Below are 17,326 nucleotides of genomic sequence, written 5' to 3' on the forward strand. Positions count from 1 at the left end.
GTTCGACGGGTACGGACCCTTGGATTGAGTGCGGCGCTCCTGATGGCGAGCGGCTCGGGATATGCCCCGGACCTGAAGGCAGCTTGCGTAGCGCTGCCGAAGCTCTTCGCGGAAAAGTGGATCGACGGCACGCTGCCGCAGGAGCCCTTCACCCAGGTCCAGCAACTCGACGAGGACAGTTTCGTCATCCGCCAGTCGGTCAAGACTAATTTCGAAGCGCCCTTCCTTTATCTGCTCTTCGGGCGCGACAGGGCTTTGCTGATCGACACAGGGGCCGAAGGCGGCCGCATCAGGCCGACAGTCGACCGGCTGGTCGCGCAGTGGCTGGCCGCTCACGGACGCCGTTCGATCCCGCTCGTGGTCGCCCATAGCCACAGCCATGGCGACCATGTTGCCGGGGACGCCGCCTTCCGTGACCGCCCGGATACGACCGTCGTCGGGCTGAAGCCATCGGACGTGGCCAGCTTTTTCGGCATCTCCCCTTGGCCCGAGGGAGTTGCCAATTTCGACCTGGGCGATCGCGCGCTCAGCGTCATCGCAACACCAGGGCATCAGGCCGCCGCGATCATGATCTACGACCCTCGCCTCAAGATCTTGTTGTCGGGCGACACGCTCTATCCCGGCCGCCTTTACGTGCCGGTAAATTTCATGGCCGACAATCGCGCCAGCATCGAACGGCTGGCAGCCTTCGCGGCGAAGCATCCGATCTGCGCCGTCATGGGAGCTCATATCGAGATGACGTCCGAGTCGGGGCGCGACTATGGGCATGAAGCGTCAACCCATCCAGAGGAACATCCCCTCCCCTTGCCGGCGCAAACCATTGGTGAACTCCAGACCGGCCTGCGAGAGCCGCTGGAGACAGCCGACCAGCGGCAAGTCCACGATCACTTCATCATTGTCCCGGTACCCGCCCGCGCGGAATGATCCGGCGGCGTCGGAAGATTGCCTTCAAGATCAGAGCAAAGTCTGTGATTCTGGCGCAAGATCGATATGCCTCAAGTTGGACGTCACAGTTGGCCCAATCCTGAACGATATTCCCACAAGCCACCACCTTATGGGCTGGTGGGGCACAGAGCCTCGAACAATCCTGTCCGCCTCTCCTTCGGGGAATGGCAGCTTCTGCTGAAAGACGCTCGGCGCACCCGCGGCTTTCCCAAGAAGATTGTTCTCATGGCTGCGCTCCTCCCGATCACGAATTCAACGCCGCCCGTCGGTCCAGAATCTGCTTGAGAGGATTGGGTTTCCCCGGCGCCACACGCCGAAGGGTATTCGTATCGTGATGGTCGAACGGGTCGGGCCTGCCGTGGACGGCAAGAGTGGTGTGAATATCATAGCTCCAGCTATCGTCGCCGTCGAAGCGGATGTCGATCCGGTATGCATCCGTTCGAAAACCATATTCCAGGAAAGCGGTCGAGCATATCCCATATTGCGTCTGACCGCGTGCCGCGACCAGCGACAAATTGTCGTCGCCGACCTTGGCGTGGCCCGCGGCCAGCGCCACCTGCCCACGGGGAATAGCCAATGTCTGCAGGATCAGCCCGGTTGCCGGTTCCCATAGCCAGTAACCGACCTGATCGTGGAAGGTGATGTCCTCTTCCTCGGTCGTGATATGGGTGTGATAGCGCAGGCCGTAGAAAAGCTGCGGCCCGTTGGTTTGAGGATCGATGGCATCGAACGAAACGCGCTCAACGAACACGCGCCGCTCGGGAGCGTCTGCCTTGGGGTTGATATCAACACCCTTATGGGCCTCCCAGCGACCGGCCAGCCTTGCCAGCGGCCCCAGATTGGCGAGCGTGTCGGGGTCGACGCCGGTTGGCTCGGTAAAAATATCCTGAGGAAACGGATTCATGGCCTTTCCCTGCGAAACGAGTGGAACCCGCAACATAGGACCTGATCCTGGTCGACCCAAGGACTCAATTCCTTGCCTGGTTCATAGGCTTAGGGCAAAAAATATGCCGCTCATCGCGTGCGTGAACGTGGACAGCGCGGGAAGGAATATCGGTGCGCCCGTTGCACGCATTGCCGGGATGGGAGAAGAGGCGGGCGATACGGACGGAAACCCTCGTTACGATTCGCGGCATGATCCAGTGCAGGGTTCGTCCCTGAACCGCTTGAGGAAAGAGATATGAGCAAGGACATCATCATCGCTGGCTATGCCCGGACGCCCATGGGCGGCTTTCAGGGCGCACTTTCCAGCGTTTCGGCGCCGGAACTGGGCGCCGTTGCGGTGAAGGCGGCGGTCGAGCGCTCCGGCGCCGCGCCGGAGGCCATCGACCGCATCTATATGGGCTGCGTCCTGCCCGCCGCCCTCGGCCAGGCGCCCGCGCGGCAAGCGGCGCTTGGCGCGGGCCTGCCCCAGTCGGTGGAGGCGACGACGGTCAACAAGATGTGCGGTTCGGGCATGCAGGCGGCAATCATGGCGGCCGAAGCGCTGAGCGCCGGGGCCGTGGACATCGTCGTCGCCGGCGGCATGGAGAGCATGACCAATGCGCCCTATGCCCTGCCCAAGCACCGTTCCGGCGCGCGCATCGGCCACGATCGGGTCATCGACACGATGATGATGGACGGGCTGGAGGACGCCTATGATCGCGGCAAGCCCATGGGAGCCTTTGCCGAGGACACGGCCCGCGATTATCAGTTCACCCGCGCGGAAATGGATGCCTATGCGGTCGAAAGCCTCGCCCGCGCCACTGCGGCGATCGACAGCGGCGCCTTCGCTGCGGAGGTGGTGCCTGTCACCGTCAGGACGCGCGGCGGCGAGGTCCAGGTCGACAAGGACGAACAGCCCGGCAATGCGAAGCCGGAGAAGATACCCTCGCTGAAGCCCGCCTTCGCCAAAGACGGTGCGATCACGGCGGCGTCCTCCGCCTCGATTTCGGACGGCGCAGCCGCGCTGGTGCTGACCCGTGCGGATGTCGCTGAGAAGCTTGGCCTTGCCAGGGAGGCGCGCATCGTCGCCACCGCATCCCATGCCCATGCTCCCGCGCTGTTCACGACTGCCCCGGTCTTCGCGATCCGCAAGGTGCTGGAGAAGGCGGGCTGGTCCGCCGGGGACGTCGATCTCTACGAAGTGAACGAGGCGTTTGCCGCCGTCGCCATGATCGCGATGCGCGACCTCGACATTCCGCATGACAGGATCAACGTCAATGGCGGCGCCACCGCACTGGGTCATCCCATCGGCGCCAGCGGCGCGCGCATCATCGCCACGCTGGTGGCGGCATTGAAGGCCCGCGGCCTCAGGAAAGGCGTCGCGGCGCTCTGCATCGGCGGCGGCGAAGCGACCGCCGTGGCTCTCGAAATCCTCTAAGACGGATAGAGATAACAATTTGGACCGGCGCCGTCCTTCCGGATGGCGCCATCCTTTAATCCATGTCTCTCAGGTTATGGATTATGGCGCGGCGCGACTCATCGCGATGGAACGTCCTGCACGCGGCTGAAGTTTTCCGTTCAGTCGATGACCGGAGCCATGGAGCCAGCCGATGCTCGAACATATTCCCGCCTGGATGGGCAGGATCTTCACCAATGTCCGCGCCGGCCATGAAAGGCTGGCCATCGTCAGGGCCGGGCTGCAGGGAACGGCGCCCATGATCCCGCTGTCCAGCCCGGCTTTCGCTGCCGGCGGCCGGCTGCCGATCCGCTTCACGGCGGATGGCGAAGGGGTATCCCCGCCGCTTGTCTGGGGTGAGGTGCCGGCAGGCACGGCCAGCATCGCGCTGATCGTCGAGGACCCCGACGCGCCCACACCCAATCCGCTGGTCCATGGTCTGCTCTGGGACCTGCCCGGCGATCTCCGCCAGGTGGACGAGGGGGAGATTGCGGAGGGCAAGGAGGCCACAGTCGGTTCCGTTGGCCGAAACAGCTATCTTGCCCAGGCCTGGCTTCCGCCGGACCCGCCGACGGGTCATGGCGAGCATGATTATATTTTCCAGCTCTTCGCCCTGGCACAGTCCATTGATCTGGGGCCGGGGCCCGGCCGGTCCGACATCGTCAAGGCGATGGACGGCCAGGTGCTGGGGGTGGGCGTGCTGGTCGGCACCTATTCCCGCGGCGATCCGGCGCCCGTCGGACATGTCGGCCCCGGCCTGGCGCGCGGTTAGCCCGGGAACAAGGCAGGCGCCTCGTCCGCCTGAACCGGCCGACGCCGATCCTTGGAACGTCTCCGCCCTCAAACCGTTCGGGACATGAAACAGAAACAAATCAGCCTCGCCCGACCGGCGTCCAACCCAGGTTAGTTCGCGCTGCGTAATAAACCGATAGAAAAGCGACAGGAGGGTCGTGCCATGGGCGATGAAGACGACACCGTTCATTATGACGGCACGGAAGGCGGCTGGGGCTCGATCAAGGGCATGGCCGAAATCGCCTGGCGCGAGAAGCCGACGCCGGCCGTCCTCAACACGCTGCGCCGGCAAAACAAGGTCAAGGGGTTCATGTGCGTGTCCTGCGCCTGGACCAAGCCCGCCCATCCGCATGCCGCCGAATTTTGCGAGAACGGGGCCAAGGCCACGTTATGGGAACTGACCAGCCGCCGCTGCACGCCCGAAGTGCTGGCCAGGCACAAGGTCGGCGAGCTCAGGACATGGAAGGACCACGACCTTGAGCAGCTTGGGCGGCTCACCCATCCGATGCGCTTCGATCGGGCGAGCGACCGCTATGTGCCCTGCTCCTGGGAAGAGGCGTTCGAGGCGATCGGCAGGGAACTCAAGGCCATCGATCCCCGCGCCGCCGTCTTCTATTCATCGGGGCGGGCCAGCCTGGAAACAAGCTATCTCTATGCCCTGTTCGCCCGGGCCTATGGTCACAACAACCTGCCGGACAGTTCCAATATGTGCCATGAGACGACGTCCGTCGCGCTCAAGAAGCTCATCGGCTCCCCGGTCGGCACCTGCGTGCTGGCCGATTTCGACCTGTGCGACGCGATCTTCTTCTTCGGGCAGAATACGGGCTCCAACAGCCCCCGGCTGCTGCATCCGCTGCAGGAGGCGGTGAAACGCGGGGTGAAGATCGTGACCTTCAACCCGATCCGCGAAAAGGGTCTGGAAGTCTTCAAAAATCCCCAGAGCCCGACCGAAATGCTGACGCCCAAGGCGACGCAGATCTCGACGCTCTATCTGCAGGTCAAGGCCGGCGGGGACATTGCCGCCATCACCGGACTGATCAAGCATGTCCTTGCCGAGGAAGAAAGGAAGTGGCGCGAGGAACAGCGCCACGTCCTCGACATCGACTTCATCGAGCAGCACTGCACCGGATTCGAAGCGCTCAAGGCCCATGTCGAGGCGACAGGCTGGGAGGAGATCGAGCGCGAGAGCGGCCTTGCCCGCGCCGACCTCCGGCAGGCGGCGCAGATCTACATCGACGCTCCCCGCTCCATCGCCATGTACGGCATGGGCCTGACCCAGCATGTCCATGGCTTCGAAAATCTTGCGGCGCTCACCAATCTGTGGCTGCTCAAGGGCAATATTGGCCGCGACGGCACCGGCATATCCCCGGTCCGCGGCCATTCGAACGTGCAGGGCCAGCGGACGGTCGGCATTTCCGAAAAGCCGGAACTGGTGCCGCTGGACAGGATCGCCCGGCAATATGGCTTCGACCCGCCGCGGGAAGAGGGCATGAACACGGTGAAGGCGTGCGAGAAGATCCTGTCGGGAGAGGTGAAGGCCTTTATCGGCCTGGGGGGCAATTTCGTCCGCGCCATCCCGGAACGCGAGAAGATGGAGGCGGCCTGGCAGCGTCTGCGCCTGACGGTCCAGATCGCGACCAAGCTCAACCGCAGTCACCTCATAAACGGCGAAATCGCCTATCTTCTGCCGTGCCTTGGACGGTCCGAGGAAGACATGCAGGCATCCGGCCCGCAGGCGGTGACGATGGAGGATTCTCTCTCCTGCATCCACGGCTCGCTGGGCAAGAACAAGCCCGCCTCCGACCATCTGAAGTCGGAGGTGGCGATCGTGACCGGAATGGCGAAGGCGACGCTTCCCCCCAATCCAAAGCTGGAATGGGACGCATGGACGGCGGATTATGCCAGGATCAGGGACAGGATCGAGGAAAGCTACCCGGACCAGTTCCACGATTTCAACGACAGGGTGTTCACACCCGGCGGCTTCTACCGCGGCAATTCGGCGCGGGAGCGGATCTGGAAGACCGAGAGCGGAAAGGCGCAGTTCACCGTTCCCAAGACGATGAGTTCGGTCGGCTTCGAACCGGCGGTGGGCCGTTACAGGCTGGTGACCTTGCGGTCGAACGACCAGTTCAACACGACGATCTACGGCTATTCCGACCGGCTGCGCGGCATCGAAGGAACACGTGACGTCGTGCTGATGAACCCTGAGGATATGGGAGCCGCCGGCCTTCGGGAGGGCCAGGTCGTCAGCCTGGCGAGCGATGCCGGGGATGGCGTTCATCGTCAGGTCGACGGCCTGGCGGTCACGCCCTTCCTGCTGCCGCGCGGCTGCCTGGGCGCATATTATCCGGAAATGAATCCCCTGGTTCCGCTCTGGTACCACGACGAACAGTCGAAGACCCCTGCGGCCAAGGGCGTTCCCGTCCGCATCGTCATCTGAGATGCGGAAGCGTGGGGCAGCGGCATTGATGGTGATCCTGCTCGGCGGATGCAGCCAGGAAGCGCGCGACCTCGGCCCCGGCCTGCCGCAGACGGCGCCGCATGGCAATGCGGACCCGCGGATCGACGCCTATCAGGGGAATTTCTACCAGATCGCACAGGGCGGCCGCTATTTCGCCTGGTATGGCTGTTCGCCCTGTCACAGCGAACAGGCAAAGGGCGGCGCCCGATTGTCCGATGGGCAATGGGTTCAGGGCGGGGGCTTCGCGGACGTCTACCGGTCGATCGCGACGGGCCATGGCGGCGCCTATGGCCGACGTGTGCCGGTCGAGCAGCTTTGGCAGATCACGGCCTATGTCCGCGATCTGCCGCTGCACTATCCCGAAAAGCGGCGGCGGCTCCTGCTCGACCAGAAGGGCGAGCCGCAGGAATCGGCTTGGTCCGGCCCGCAATGAGACGATCGACATCGGTCATCGCCATGCTGATCCTGTCCGCCTGCACCGGCGTCCAGTCGCCGCTCGCGCCGGCAGGGGATCAGGCGTCCGCTCTCCACATGCTCCTGATCGTCATGACGGTGGTCTGCGGGCTGGTCTATCTGCTGGTGATGGGCGGGCTCGTCTGGGGCGTCATGCGCGCCCGCTCGCACCGCCGAAAGAATGAAGGACGCGCTGAAAAGCAGGTGGACCGCGCCCTCCATGTCGCGGCGGGGATCATCGTCGTCGGGCTCACCATCCTCATCACCGCCAGCTTCTTCGCTGACCGCGCCCTGTTCGCAACCCGCGGGCAGGACGCCATGGCCGTGCGCGTGACCGGGCATCAATGGTGGTGGCGGATCGAATATCGCGATCCGGCGAGCGGGCGCTGGATCGAGACCGCCAACGAACTCCATTTGCCGCTGGGCCGCACGACACGGGTCGAGCTTGCGTCGGGAGATGTCATTCACAGTTTCTGGGTGCCGAACGTCTCCGGAAAGATCGACATGATTCCCGGCCGTCGCAACCTTCTCGACCTGACGCCGCGTCGAACGGGCTGGTTTCGCGGGGCCTGCACGGAATTTTGCGGCGCGCAACATGCCCATATGGCCTTCGATGTGAAGGTGGAAGCGCCTGCCGACTTCGACCTCTGGCTGAAGACGCAGGCAGCCCCGGCGGCATCCGGCGCGCCCGCCACAGGGCGCGGAGCCCAGCTTTTCGCGACGAAATGCGCGGCCTGCCACAGGATCAGGGGCACATCGGCAACGGGACGGGCGGGACCCGATCTCACCCATGTCGCCGCGCGAAGGTCCATCGCCGCCGGCACGCTGCCCATGACGCGGGGCGCGCTGCAAGGCTGGATCACGCAGCCCCAGGCGTTGAAGCCCGGTACGTCGATGCCGGCCGTGCCGCTGCTGCCTGTAGATGCCGATGCGCTCGCCGCCTATCTGGCGAGGCTCAGATGACCGCCGACGCGACCCTGATCGAACGGCTGGACGAAAGGTGGCGCGACCCGCCGGGCCTGTGGGGTTTCCTGACCACGGTCGATCACAAGCGCATCGCCGCGCGCTACATCGTCACGGCGCTGTTCCTCATGTTCCTGGCCGGCATGCTCGCGCTCGACATGCGATGGCAGCTGTCGGTCGCCGAAAACACCCGCATGAGCCCGCAGCTCTACAGTGAAAGCTTTTCGCTGCACGGTTCGACCATGTTGTTCCTGGTGTCCGTGCCATTGATGGAGGCCATGGCCTTCTGGCTGGTGCCGCTGATGCTCGGCACGCGCAACATGGCTTTCCCGCGCCTTGGCGCCTTCAGCTTCTGGCTCTATTTCGGCGGCGTCCTGACCCTGTGGATCGCCCATGCGATCGACATCACGCCCGACCTTGGCTGGTTCGAATATCCCCCGCTCTCGGGTCCATCCTACAGCCCGGGGCATCGCGCCGACATCTGGGCGCAGATGATCACCTTCACGGAGGTTGCCGCGCTTGCCGCCTCGGTCAATGTCGCGGCGACCATCCTCAAGATGCGGCCCCCGGGCATGACGCTGGCCCGCATGCCGGTATTCCTCTGGGCCATGCTGATCGCATCGATCATGACGATCCTGTCCATGCCGGCGGTCATGCTCGTCACCTCCATGCTGATCGCCGACCGGCTCGTCTCGACCCATTTCTTCTCGCCCGCCGGGGGCGGCGACACGCTTCTGTTCCAGCATCTCTTCTGGTTCTTCGGGCATCCGGAAGTCTATATCATCTTCGTGCCCGCCACCGGGTTCATATCCTCCATCGTCGAGACCTTTTCGCGGCGGACGCTGTTCGGCCATGCCGCCCTCGTCCTCTCCATGATCTCCATCGGCGCGCTGGCCTTCGGCCTGTGGGTGCACCATATGTTCGCCGTCGGCCTGCCCCGCCTGGGCAATGATTTCTACACCGCTGCCAGCATGGCGATCGCGCTGCCCGCCGGATTGCAGATCTTCTGCTGGATCGCAACGATCTGGCTCGGCAGAATCCGTCTTGCGACGCCGATGCTGTGGATTCTGGGCTTCGTCGCGACCTTCGTCATCGGCGGCCTTTCAGGCGTGATGACCGCGTCGGCCGCTCTCGACCTGCAACTCACCGACACCTATTTCGTGGTGGCGCATCTTCATTATGTGCTGATCGGCGGGGCGATCTTCCCGCTTTTGGGGGCCTTTGCCTATTGGTACCCCAAGGCGACCGGGCGGCTGATGTCGGAACGCTGGGGAAAGGTCGCCTTCGTCCTGATCGTCGGCGGCTTCAACCTGGGCTTCATGCCGATGCATTTCCTGGGCCTGATGGGAATGCCCCGTCGCGTCTATACCTATCCGCCCGGCATGGGCTGGGAAACGCTGAACCAGGTCGCGACCGCTGGCAGCGCCATCGCCGTGGCGGGCGGGCTCGTCTTCGTGGGCAATGCGCTATGGGCCTATTGGCGCGGCCAGCCGGCGGGCGACGACCCATGGGGCGGATCGACGCTGGAATGGGCGTCCCCCTCCCCGCCGCCGCCGTACAACATGGCGCATGTGCCCGTGGTGCACGGCCTGACCCCGATGTGGGACGATGCCGGGCGGCTCGACGTCATGGACGGCCTTCGCCCGGACCGGCGCGAAGTGCTGGTGACGTCCGTGACCGACGCCATTCCCCTCTACAGGCAGAAGAGCGCCGCGCCGTCGATCTGGCCGCTGCTGGCGGCGCTCGCGGTCTCCGCCATGTTTATCGGCAGCATCTTCACGCCTTGGGCCATTGTCGTCGGCGCGGCCCCGGTCGCCGCCACCCTGACGGGATGGTTCTGGCCCAGCCGGCCCCGCTCCCGATCGGGACCATTGGGGGTGAATGCATGAGTCCTTCCCGGTCCATCCGGATCGTCGGCGATCTTTCCACCCTGCCGGAAAGCGCATCGGGCCCGCGCCATCTGGTCTGGTGGGGCAATATCGGCTTCATGGTCATAGAGGGGACCGGCTTCGCGCTCGCCGCCGCGGCCTATCTCTACCTTATGACCCAGGCCCCTGCCTGGCCGCCCAAGGGCGACGCCTTGCCCGGACTTTTGTGGAGCGCGATCTTCACCATCGGCCTGCTGCTGAGCGCGGTGCCCAATGTCTGGGTGTTGCGCTGCGCCAGGAAGAAGCATCTGGGCGGCGTGCGCTGGGGTACGCTGGCGATGGCGGTCATCGCAGCCTTGCTCTTCATACCCCGCGCGTTCGAGTTCGCGCATCTCGGCATATCCTGGCATCAGGATGCCTATGGATCGATCGTCTGGACGCTCCTCATCCTCCACACCACCCATGTCGTCACCGACTGGTTCGACACGGTGGTGCTGGGCGTCTGGCTTTTCACCCATGAGGTCGGAGACGATCAGTTCGCGGATGTGGAGGACAATTCCAATTATTGGACCTTCGTGATCCTATGCTGGCTGCCCGTCTATGCCCTCATCTACTGGGCGCCGAGGGCGCTATGACGCCCAGCCGCCTCAGCATCCGGGCGCGGGCCTGGATCGGCCTGCTGCTGCCGCCGATGACCTGGTTCCTGTTCGAACAGGGCCTTTCAGCACTGCTCCATGCCGATTGCGGGCGATGGCGGATCGGCCTTGCTTGGGGGGTGGTCAGCATCGCCCTTTGCGCCTTGGCGGCGCGCATCGCCTGGCCCCTGACAGGGTCGCATGGCCCCCTTTCCCATCCCTGGCTGGCGAGACTCGCCATCGCCGTCGCGGGCATATTCGCGCTGGCGAGCGCCTTCCAGACCCTCGCATTGCTGATCGTGCCGCCATGCGTCGGATAGGCGTGATCCTTCCAGCGGCGGCGCCGGGCTGTCTCGTCCATGCCGGCGCAACGATGCGCTTCACCCGCAAAGTGCCGAGGCCTGCCCATGGCTAGCCGCCCCGTCCCCTCAAGCCTCGTCTGGCTGGCAGCGATCCTTCTGCTCGCGATCTGCGTCACGCTTGTGGCGGGCGGCGCGATCTATCTGGAAACCAGGGCAGCCGATGAAACCCGCGCCGACGCCATGACCGGCGGACATTCGGAAAGGGGCCGGGCAGCCCTTTATCGCCATGGCTGCGGCGCCTGCCATGTCATTCGCGGCATCGACGGCGCGAACGGCATGGTGGGGCCGGACCTGACCCATGTCGGCCAACGCGCAAGCCTGGCCGGTTCGCTCCCCAACGATCCGGAGACGATGGTGCGATGGCTGATGCATCCGCAGGCGCTGCGGCCCGGAAGCGGCATGCCCGAACAGGGCCTGTCGGAGCGTCAGGCACGCGACATCGCCGCCTATCTCTATGCCCGGAACTGAGGGGAGGCATGGCACAAACAGGGTTCCACCAAGCCGAATCCTGGGGCCGATTCAGTTCAGGGTGGGCCGAAAATGGCAGTTTTCCGTGACCCGGAGCGCAGCATATTCAAAGTAAGCGAGCACCGGAAGCACGGGAATGGAAGCTGGGCAGGTGACTCGATTCAACCATTTGCAGGCCGCCATGAGCCTGAATGTAGATCGGTCCTAATGCGCGTCGCCGGATGGACGCTTCACCTTTCTGATCTGGCCGATCCCCAGGAAGACCGTGATGATCGTCACCGGGAACAGCGCGACATCGATCCAGGCGGGCAGATGCCATCCCTGAAGCTCCAGCGCTTCCTTCAGATGGTGCCAAAGGCCAAGGGCATAATAGCTGATGGCCACCACCGACAGCCCTTCCACCGTATGCTGGAGCCGCAATTGCAGCGCGGTCCGGCGGTCCATGGACGCCAGCAGGTCGCGGTTGCGGCGGGCAAGGGCGGTGTCGACCCGCGTGCGCAGCAGGGCGCTGGTCCAGGCGGTCCGCTGCGCCAGATCCTCCAGCCGGCGGGTGAAGGCATCGCAGGTGCGCATGGCCGGCAGCAGGCGCCGCTCGGTGAAATCGTCGAGCGAGCGGTAGCCCCGCACCGGCGCGACGGCGAGGCGGCGAATGCGGTCGCGGCAGATTTCCGCATAGGCCTGCGTCGCGCTCATGCGGTAGCGGGTGCGCGCCACGATCCCGGCCAGCTCCGCGCTCAAGGCGGACAGTTGCTCCAGCACCTGATCGGCATCCGCATCCTTCTGCGCGACGCGGCTCGTGATCGCGGTCAGCCGCTGTTCGAGCGCGGTGAGCAAGGGGGTCGCCTGTTGCGCCTCGGGCAGGCCGAGCAAGGCGATCTTGCGGTAATTGCCCAGTTCCTGGAGCCGCTGGACCAGTTGCGAGCTTTCGCCGCCTTGCAAACCCTTGTCGTGGATGAGCAGCCGGCCGAAGCCGTCGGCATGCAGGCGGAAGTCGCTCCAGATGCGGGCATGGCCGTCCGCAACGTCGGATATGATGAGGTCGTCGGTCGCGAAATGCGCGGCGATCGCCGCGGAGGGCGGTTCGTCCATGACCATGGCGATCTGGGTGGAGCGGATCACCCGGCCCGGCATGTCCGCCATCCATGCGGGCACGTCGCCAAATGGCGCGAGGTCGAACAGCGTCGCGCCCTCGACCGGCGCGAGGAAGCTGTAGGTCATGAATTCGGTATGACGCTCCCAGGAGAAATGGAGGTCGCAGATCCGCGCGGCAAGGAAGCGGTCGCCGGCCTTGAGGGCGGGAAAGCGGTGGGACAGCAGGGCGATGCCCTGCTCGGCCTGCTGCTCGTCGACCAGCAGCACGAATTGCAGCGCGAGGGCCGGCGCATCGAAACGGGGCAGGCCGCGAATATGCATTTCCCGCGAGAGGGACGCCCGCAGCGGATGGTCGCGCTGACCCAGCCCCGCAAAGGGATCGGCCGGGGTGCTGGTCATGTCGTCCATGGGCCGGTTCTTCCTTGGCAGGCTTGCGCTATTAAGTCCGACAATATCGTCCTTGTCGATTCATAATGCGGCTGGATCGCCATTGGCAATCCGCCCTGCCCGAAAGGATGACGGGCAGATGGGCGGGACGGACAGCCTCGCCCGACCCCCGCTATCTGAACAGATCGAGCGGGATCGCCCGGGCCATGGCGCGATAGCCTTCGGGCGAAGGATGCAGCGCATCCCCGACATCGTGGCGGGGAAGCAGGCGGTCGGGGCGAGCGGGATCGCGCACCGCCCGGTCGAAATCGATCACGCCGTCGAAATTCCCCGGTTCGCGAATCCAGCGGTTGACGGCCTGCCGGTCGGCTTCGTTGCGGGCGTCGGGATGATAATAGTCGTTGCCCATGAAGGGCAATATGGTTCCGCCGATCACCTTGATGCCCCGGGCCCGCGCCCGCATGACGATCTGGCGATAGGACCCGATGATGCGCGATACCAGCCGGGCATGTTCGGCATCGCTGACCGGCGCTTCGCGCGTCAGCGTGCCGATGTCGTTGATCCCCTCCAGCAGGATCAGGTAGCGCACGCCCGGCTGCGCCAGCACATCGCGGTCGAGCCGGGCAAGCGCGTTGGGGCCAAGGCCGTCGTTCAACAGGCGGTTGCCGCCTATGCCCTGGTTGACGACCGCCAGATGCCGCGTCGCTGGATCGGCCTGAAGCCGCCGGGCGAGATTGTCGGTCCAGCGGTCATTGCCGTTCGTGGTCGACCCCCTTCCGTCGGTGATGGAATCGCCCAGCGCGACGATCAGCTCCGCCGCCGTGCAGCGCTCCACCTCCAGCGCGGCCAGCGAGAACCAGTGCTCCACCGCCTGCGCCCCCGCCATGGCAGGGTCGGTCAGATGATCGCCCTTGAGCAGCCAGGAGGTCGCCCGCGATCCGGGGTGGGAGGTCTGGCCCGAAGGCTCCTCCCCAAAGGCGATGCTGATCGCCAGATCGTCAAAGGCGCGGACCGGCAGCGCCACCGGATCGGACAGATAATCCGCGCCGGCCGGGATCGTCACATCGCTGCGCCCGTCGAAGCGGAGCGGAAGGAGGGTCTTCGCATCGATGGCCGGCGATCCGGCCCGCAGCGCGCGCGCGATGCTGGCGCCCCTTATGTGCAGCGGCGCGGCGCCCATCAGATTGGACAGGCGCACCCGCAGCCGGTCCCCCGCCATGGAGGGCCGGACGATCTGCCGCAGGCTGCTGTCCGCCAGCATGCCCGGCGCCAGCGCATTGTCCCCGGTGGGCGCCATCTGGGCAGAGGCCCAGGCCGCAGTCCAACGCCCTGCGCATGGCGCCGCCAGAGCCGGGCCCGCGATGCAGGCCGCGAGCGGGAACAGAAAAGCCGCAAAGGTCAACCGCATGGGCTTGTCCTCGTCAGAACGAAAGAAAGGGGCCGGTCTTGCAACCGGCCCCAGGCTCCTTGGGGGAGGATCAGAAATTCGCGCGGATGCCCGCCAGCACCGTTCGGCCCGGATAGTAGATCGAATAGGGTGCATTATCATATTCGAAGGTGGTGCGGATCGGTTCGTTGGTGATGTTGAGCACATCCAGCGTCAGGCGCATCGCCTTGTTGAGGAAAGGCAGTTGATAACCGGCGGACAGATCAAGCTGGCCGCGGGCATCATTGCGCAGGGCGGCACCGGTAATGCCGTTCTGCGGCGCGTTGACCGCGATCGACTTGTCGTTCCAGACATAGTTCAGGCTGACCGAGAGGCCGTTATTCTCATAGAAGCCCTGGAGATTGTACGACCATTTGGAAACGCCGGTCGCAACCAGCCTGGTCGCCTGACCCGGCATCAGCTTCGACGACTGCTTGAGGTAGGTGCCGTTGGCCGAGAAGCCAAGGCCCTTCACCAGGAAGTCGAGCGGCTGCACCCAGGTTGCCTCGATCCCCCTGATCTTGAGGTCGCTGAGGTTGATCGGCCGGTTCACCGAAACGATCAGGTCGTTGATCGCCACGCCGGTCGATGCCGCGCGGTTGGTCAGCGCTTGCTGCTGGGTCGCGATCAGGCTGTCATAGGGAATATTGAGCGACCCGAAGGTGACATCCTGGGACTGGGTGACGGTAAAGCCCTGGACATTCTTCTGGAACAGCGACAGCCCGACATAGCCGATGCCGCCGGTGTAGATTTCGCCGCCCAGATCGTAATTGTCGGAAGTATAGGGCTTCAGCGTCGGATTGCCGGCGGTCGCCACCAGAGCCGAGGGATCGGTGAAGGTCACGCCCGGCAGGATCTGGCTCGCATCCGGGCGCGTCATGGTCCGCGAGGCGGAGGCGCGCAGTTTCACATTGTCGGCAATGTCGTAGGTCAGGTTGATCGACGGCAGGAAATTATCATATTTCGACCGCGAGGTGATGTCGACGATCGCCGTGCCCACCTGGCTGGGACCGACCACCAGCTGGTTGGTGGCGGCGTAGCGCATGCCGGCATTGACGTGCAGGTCGCGGCCCGCGATGGTGGTGACGCCATTCAGTTCGAAATAGGCGCCCCAGACCTTTTCATCCATGTCTCCGGTCGCGCCGCCCGTCACCGCGCCGCGCGTTTCCGGCGCGCTGTCGCGATAGCTGTAATAGTCGGTCGCATCCTTGATCGCGCCGAAATCAGGCATGATGAAGGCGTTATAGCCGATATTCCGGCCTGCCAGATGCCCGAAATTGCCGACCGTCATCGGCATCAGATATTGCGGAATGGCGCTGGTGGGGATCGATCCGGTGGCGCCGGTGCAGCCCGTGCCGCAGACCGAAAGCTGATAGGCCGGGCTGTTGTCATAGGCGCGGATCGAGCGCGTCGCCCGGTCATAGGCGGCGCCGACCTTCACGTTGAACATGGCGTCGCCCAGCATGACGTCCAGATGCGCGCCCTTGGTTTCCGTCTTGCGGCGAACCAGCGCGATGTTCTGGCGATACCATTGCCAGCCGAGATTGGGGTCGTTCAGGTCGACATTGGTGGTGATCGACGGATAATAGCCTTGCAGATTGTCATAATAGACGTCGACCCCCGAATTGGGCGGCGTCTGGAACGCGAAGGTCGGCTGCTCGCGGAAGAAGCGGCTCTTGGAATAATTGGCGCTGAGGTCGACCTTCAGGGTTTCGGTCGGCTGCCAGCTCAGGCTGGGATTGATGTTCCAGAACTTGGTGGTCTGCTTGAACTCGCTCGCCTCCAGGAAGAAGGAAGAGTTGGCGAAGGTACCCGAAGTCACGACCCCGTTGTCGTCGACGGTGAGATCGATCGGAATCATGCCGCCGGTCGCCTGCGCTCCCGTGCCGGGGCCGGAGTTGCGGACCTGCCAGTTCATGTTGATGCGCGAATAGTCACGCTTCGATTTTGCCCAGATGCCGTCGAGGGCGAAGTGCAGCGTATCGCTGGGCCGCCATTCAAGAGAGGCCAGGGCTGAAATGCGCGAACGGTCGCCGACCGTCAGCGTATTGCGGCCAAGGCGGGGCAGCAGCGCGGTGCTGAGCTGGCTGCGGGTCAGGCCGGAGGTCGCGACGACATCAACCGGCTGGCCCGGGATAAGGCCGTGACCTGCATTGGCGGGGACGGTCGAAGCCCAGAAGAAGTTGTTGCCGCCCGGATCGGGGACGCCATTGACCGGACCCAGATTGCCGTCGGTCCAGCCGACCGTGTCGAAGCCATCGATGCGGGTCTTGGTCTTGACGCCGGCCACGCCGACCAGAATGCCGAAAGTGTCGGTCGTATGGCTGGCCACGATCGCGCCGCGTGGGCTCAGCTTTTCATTGCTGTCGGTATATTGGCCTTGCGCGACCACGGTGACATGGGTGCCCGGCTTGTCGAAGGGACGGGCGTTGCGCAGGTTGACGGTGCCCGCAATGCCGCCTTCCAGCGTAGAGGGCGACGGCGTCTTGGCAAGGTCGAGGCGGGTGAAGAGTTCGGACGGGAAGAAGTCGAGGTCGACTTCGCGATTGGCGCTGCCGCCGTTCGTGCCGCCGTCCGACGCGACCTGAAGCTGAGAGCCGTTCAGCAGGACGCGGGTGAAGCTGGGGCCAAGGCCGCGGATCGCGACCTGCGTGCCTTCGCCGCTGATGTCGCGGTTCAGGCGCACGCCGGGCATGCGGTTCAGCGTTTCCGCAAGGTTGGTGGCGGGCAGCTTGCCGATGTCTTCGGCAAAGATGGAGTCGCCGAAGGCGACCGCGTTCTTCTTGGCGTTGGTGGCGCTTTGCAGGCTGCCGCGGATGCCGGTCACGACGATGTCGGCTGCTTCGTCCTGCTGGGCGACGGGTTGAGCGGCGGGCTGGGCCGCGCTGTCCTGGGCGATCGCCGCCTGGGCCAGCGTCAGCGCGCCGAAGGCCGACGCTGCGCAAAGCGCGATGCGGAAAGAGCGAATGTGAGAATCTGCCATTTGAAAATCCCCTCCTGAGCGCAGCTTCCGCCTATCCGGTAAGCCTGTCTGGTAGCGCTATCAGTGCGGCTTTGATAAACCCTGAGTTATTTTTGTCAAGCCCGGAAGCGT

At 64.7% G+C, this 17,326-nt stretch carries 14 protein-coding genes; 10 read left to right on the forward strand and 4 right to left on the reverse strand.

Going from position 1 to position 17,326, the window contains the following annotated elements; genetic code table 11:
- Positions 1-42: 42 nt before the first annotated feature.
- Positions 43-924: an MBL fold metallo-hydrolase gene (locus A0J57_RS03770; RefSeq protein WP_101756437.1), complete on the forward strand. Its 882-nt coding sequence runs from the start codon at positions 43-45 to the stop codon at positions 922-924.
- 265 nt (positions 925-1,189) lie between these two features.
- Here the strand turns inward: A0J57_RS03770 and A0J57_RS03775 are convergent, their stop codons facing one another.
- The gene (locus A0J57_RS03775; RefSeq protein WP_235600776.1) at positions 1,190-1,885 is read right to left on the reverse strand and encodes an FABP family protein; all 696 of its coding nucleotides are present in this window, start codon (positions 1,883-1,885) and stop codon (positions 1,190-1,192) included.
- 240 nt (positions 1,886-2,125) lie between these two features.
- Here A0J57_RS03775 and A0J57_RS03780 point away from each other — a divergent pair, with 240 nt between their 5' ends.
- From A0J57_RS03780 to A0J57_RS03820, 9 genes are all read left to right on the forward strand, one after another.
- The gene (locus tag A0J57_RS03780) at positions 2,126-3,307 is read left to right on the forward strand and encodes an acetyl-CoA C-acyltransferase (protein ID WP_061933918.1); all 1,182 of its coding nucleotides are present in this window, start codon (positions 2,126-2,128) and stop codon (positions 3,305-3,307) included.
- A gap of 172 nt (positions 3,308-3,479) precedes the next feature.
- Positions 3,480-4,097 carry a YbhB/YbcL family Raf kinase inhibitor-like protein gene (locus A0J57_RS03785; RefSeq protein WP_061933920.1) on the forward strand — a complete coding sequence of 206 codons (618 nt, stop codon included), beginning with the start codon at positions 3,480-3,482 and terminating at the stop codon, positions 4,095-4,097.
- Positions 4,098-4,280: 183 nt separating this feature from the next.
- On the forward strand, positions 4,281-6,557 hold the full coding sequence (locus tag A0J57_RS03790) for an FdhF/YdeP family oxidoreductase (RefSeq protein WP_061933922.1): 2,277 nt from the start codon (positions 4,281-4,283) through the stop codon (positions 6,555-6,557).
- Between the two features lie 28 nt (positions 6,558-6,585).
- Positions 6,586-7,011 carry a cytochrome c gene (locus A0J57_RS03795; RefSeq protein WP_153017801.1) on the forward strand — a complete coding sequence of 142 codons (426 nt, stop codon included), beginning with the start codon at positions 6,586-6,588 and terminating at the stop codon, positions 7,009-7,011.
- Positions 6,993-7,994 carry a cytochrome c oxidase subunit II gene (gene coxB, locus A0J57_RS03800; protein WP_201030920.1) on the forward strand — a complete coding sequence of 334 codons (1,002 nt, stop codon included), beginning with the start codon at positions 6,993-6,995 and terminating at the stop codon, positions 7,992-7,994. Before A0J57_RS03795 ends, coxB begins: the two co-directional genes overlap by 19 nt.
- Positions 7,991-9,883, forward strand: coding sequence for a cbb3-type cytochrome c oxidase subunit I (locus A0J57_RS03805; protein ID WP_061933928.1), 1,893 nt, complete (start codon positions 7,991-7,993; stop codon positions 9,881-9,883). The genes coxB and A0J57_RS03805 overlap by 4 nt, the downstream gene beginning before the upstream one ends.
- Positions 9,880-10,497, forward strand: coding sequence for a cytochrome c oxidase subunit III (locus A0J57_RS03810; RefSeq protein ID WP_048575588.1), 618 nt, complete (start codon positions 9,880-9,882; stop codon positions 10,495-10,497). Before A0J57_RS03805 ends, A0J57_RS03810 begins: the two co-directional genes overlap by 4 nt.
- Complete coding sequence (locus tag A0J57_RS03815; RefSeq protein ID WP_061933930.1) at positions 10,494-10,817, forward strand: hypothetical protein; 324 nt, start codon at positions 10,494-10,496, stop codon at positions 10,815-10,817. Before A0J57_RS03810 ends, A0J57_RS03815 begins: the two co-directional genes overlap by 4 nt.
- A gap of 87 nt (positions 10,818-10,904) precedes the next feature.
- Entirely contained in the window at positions 10,905-11,327 is a 423-nt protein-coding gene (locus A0J57_RS03820; RefSeq protein WP_082718569.1) for a cytochrome c family protein, read from the forward strand.
- 204 nt (positions 11,328-11,531) lie between these two features.
- Here A0J57_RS03820 and A0J57_RS03825 read toward each other — a convergent pair whose 3' ends face one another.
- From A0J57_RS03825 to A0J57_RS03835, 3 genes are all read right to left on the reverse strand, one after another.
- On the reverse strand, positions 11,532-12,827 hold the full coding sequence (locus A0J57_RS03825; protein WP_061933932.1) for a DUF3422 domain-containing protein: 1,296 nt from the start codon (positions 12,825-12,827) through the stop codon (positions 11,532-11,534).
- Positions 12,828-12,978: 151 nt separating this feature from the next.
- Complete coding sequence (locus A0J57_RS03830) at positions 12,979-14,214, reverse strand: SGNH/GDSL hydrolase family protein (RefSeq protein ID WP_061933934.1); 1,236 nt, start codon at positions 14,212-14,214, stop codon at positions 12,979-12,981.
- A gap of 70 nt (positions 14,215-14,284) precedes the next feature.
- Positions 14,285-17,215: a TonB-dependent receptor gene (locus A0J57_RS03835; protein WP_061933936.1), complete on the reverse strand. Its 2,931-nt coding sequence runs from the start codon at positions 17,213-17,215 to the stop codon at positions 14,285-14,287.
- Positions 17,216-17,326 lie beyond the last annotated feature (111 nt).

This window comes from Sphingobium sp. 22B (genome assembly GCF_001580035.1).
Classification (GTDB): domain Bacteria; phylum Pseudomonadota; class Alphaproteobacteria; order Sphingomonadales; family Sphingomonadaceae; genus Sphingobium; species Sphingobium fuliginis.

What these genes read in the sequence shown, in the direction of transcription:
- A0J57_RS03830 (WP_061933934.1), bottom strand. Translation starts at nt 14,214, where the DNA reads ATGCGGTTGACCTTTGCGGCTTTTCTGTTCCCGCTCGCGGCCTGCATC.
- A0J57_RS03775 (WP_235600776.1), bottom strand. Translation starts at nt 1,885, where the DNA reads ATGTTGCGGGTTCCACTCGTTTCGCAGGGAAAGGCCATGAATCCGTTT.
- A0J57_RS03825 (WP_061933932.1), bottom strand. Translation starts at nt 12,827, where the DNA reads ATGGACGACATGACCAGCACCCCGGCCGATCCCTTTGCGGGGCTGGGT.
- A0J57_RS03785 (WP_061933920.1), top strand. Translation starts at nt 3,480, where the DNA reads ATGCTCGAACATATTCCCGCCTGGATGGGCAGGATCTTCACCAATGTC.
- A0J57_RS03835 (WP_061933936.1), bottom strand. Translation starts at nt 17,215, where the DNA reads ATGGCAGATTCTCACATTCGCTCTTTCCGCATCGCGCTTTGCGCAGCG.
- A0J57_RS03795 (WP_153017801.1), top strand. Translation starts at nt 6,586, where the DNA reads ATGGTGATCCTGCTCGGCGGATGCAGCCAGGAAGCGCGCGACCTCGGC.
- A0J57_RS03770 (WP_101756437.1), top strand. Translation starts at nt 43, where the DNA reads ATGGCGAGCGGCTCGGGATATGCCCCGGACCTGAAGGCAGCTTGCGTA.
- A0J57_RS03790 (WP_061933922.1), top strand. Translation starts at nt 4,281, where the DNA reads ATGGGCGATGAAGACGACACCGTTCATTATGACGGCACGGAAGGCGGC.
- A0J57_RS03815 (WP_061933930.1), top strand. Translation starts at nt 10,494, where the DNA reads ATGACGCCCAGCCGCCTCAGCATCCGGGCGCGGGCCTGGATCGGCCTG.
- A0J57_RS03820 (WP_082718569.1), top strand. Translation starts at nt 10,905, where the DNA reads ATGGCTAGCCGCCCCGTCCCCTCAAGCCTCGTCTGGCTGGCAGCGATC.
- A0J57_RS03810 (WP_048575588.1), top strand. Translation starts at nt 9,880, where the DNA reads ATGAGTCCTTCCCGGTCCATCCGGATCGTCGGCGATCTTTCCACCCTG.
- A0J57_RS03780 (WP_061933918.1), top strand. Translation starts at nt 2,126, where the DNA reads ATGAGCAAGGACATCATCATCGCTGGCTATGCCCGGACGCCCATGGGC.
- A0J57_RS03805 (WP_061933928.1), top strand. Translation starts at nt 7,991, where the DNA reads ATGACCGCCGACGCGACCCTGATCGAACGGCTGGACGAAAGGTGGCGC.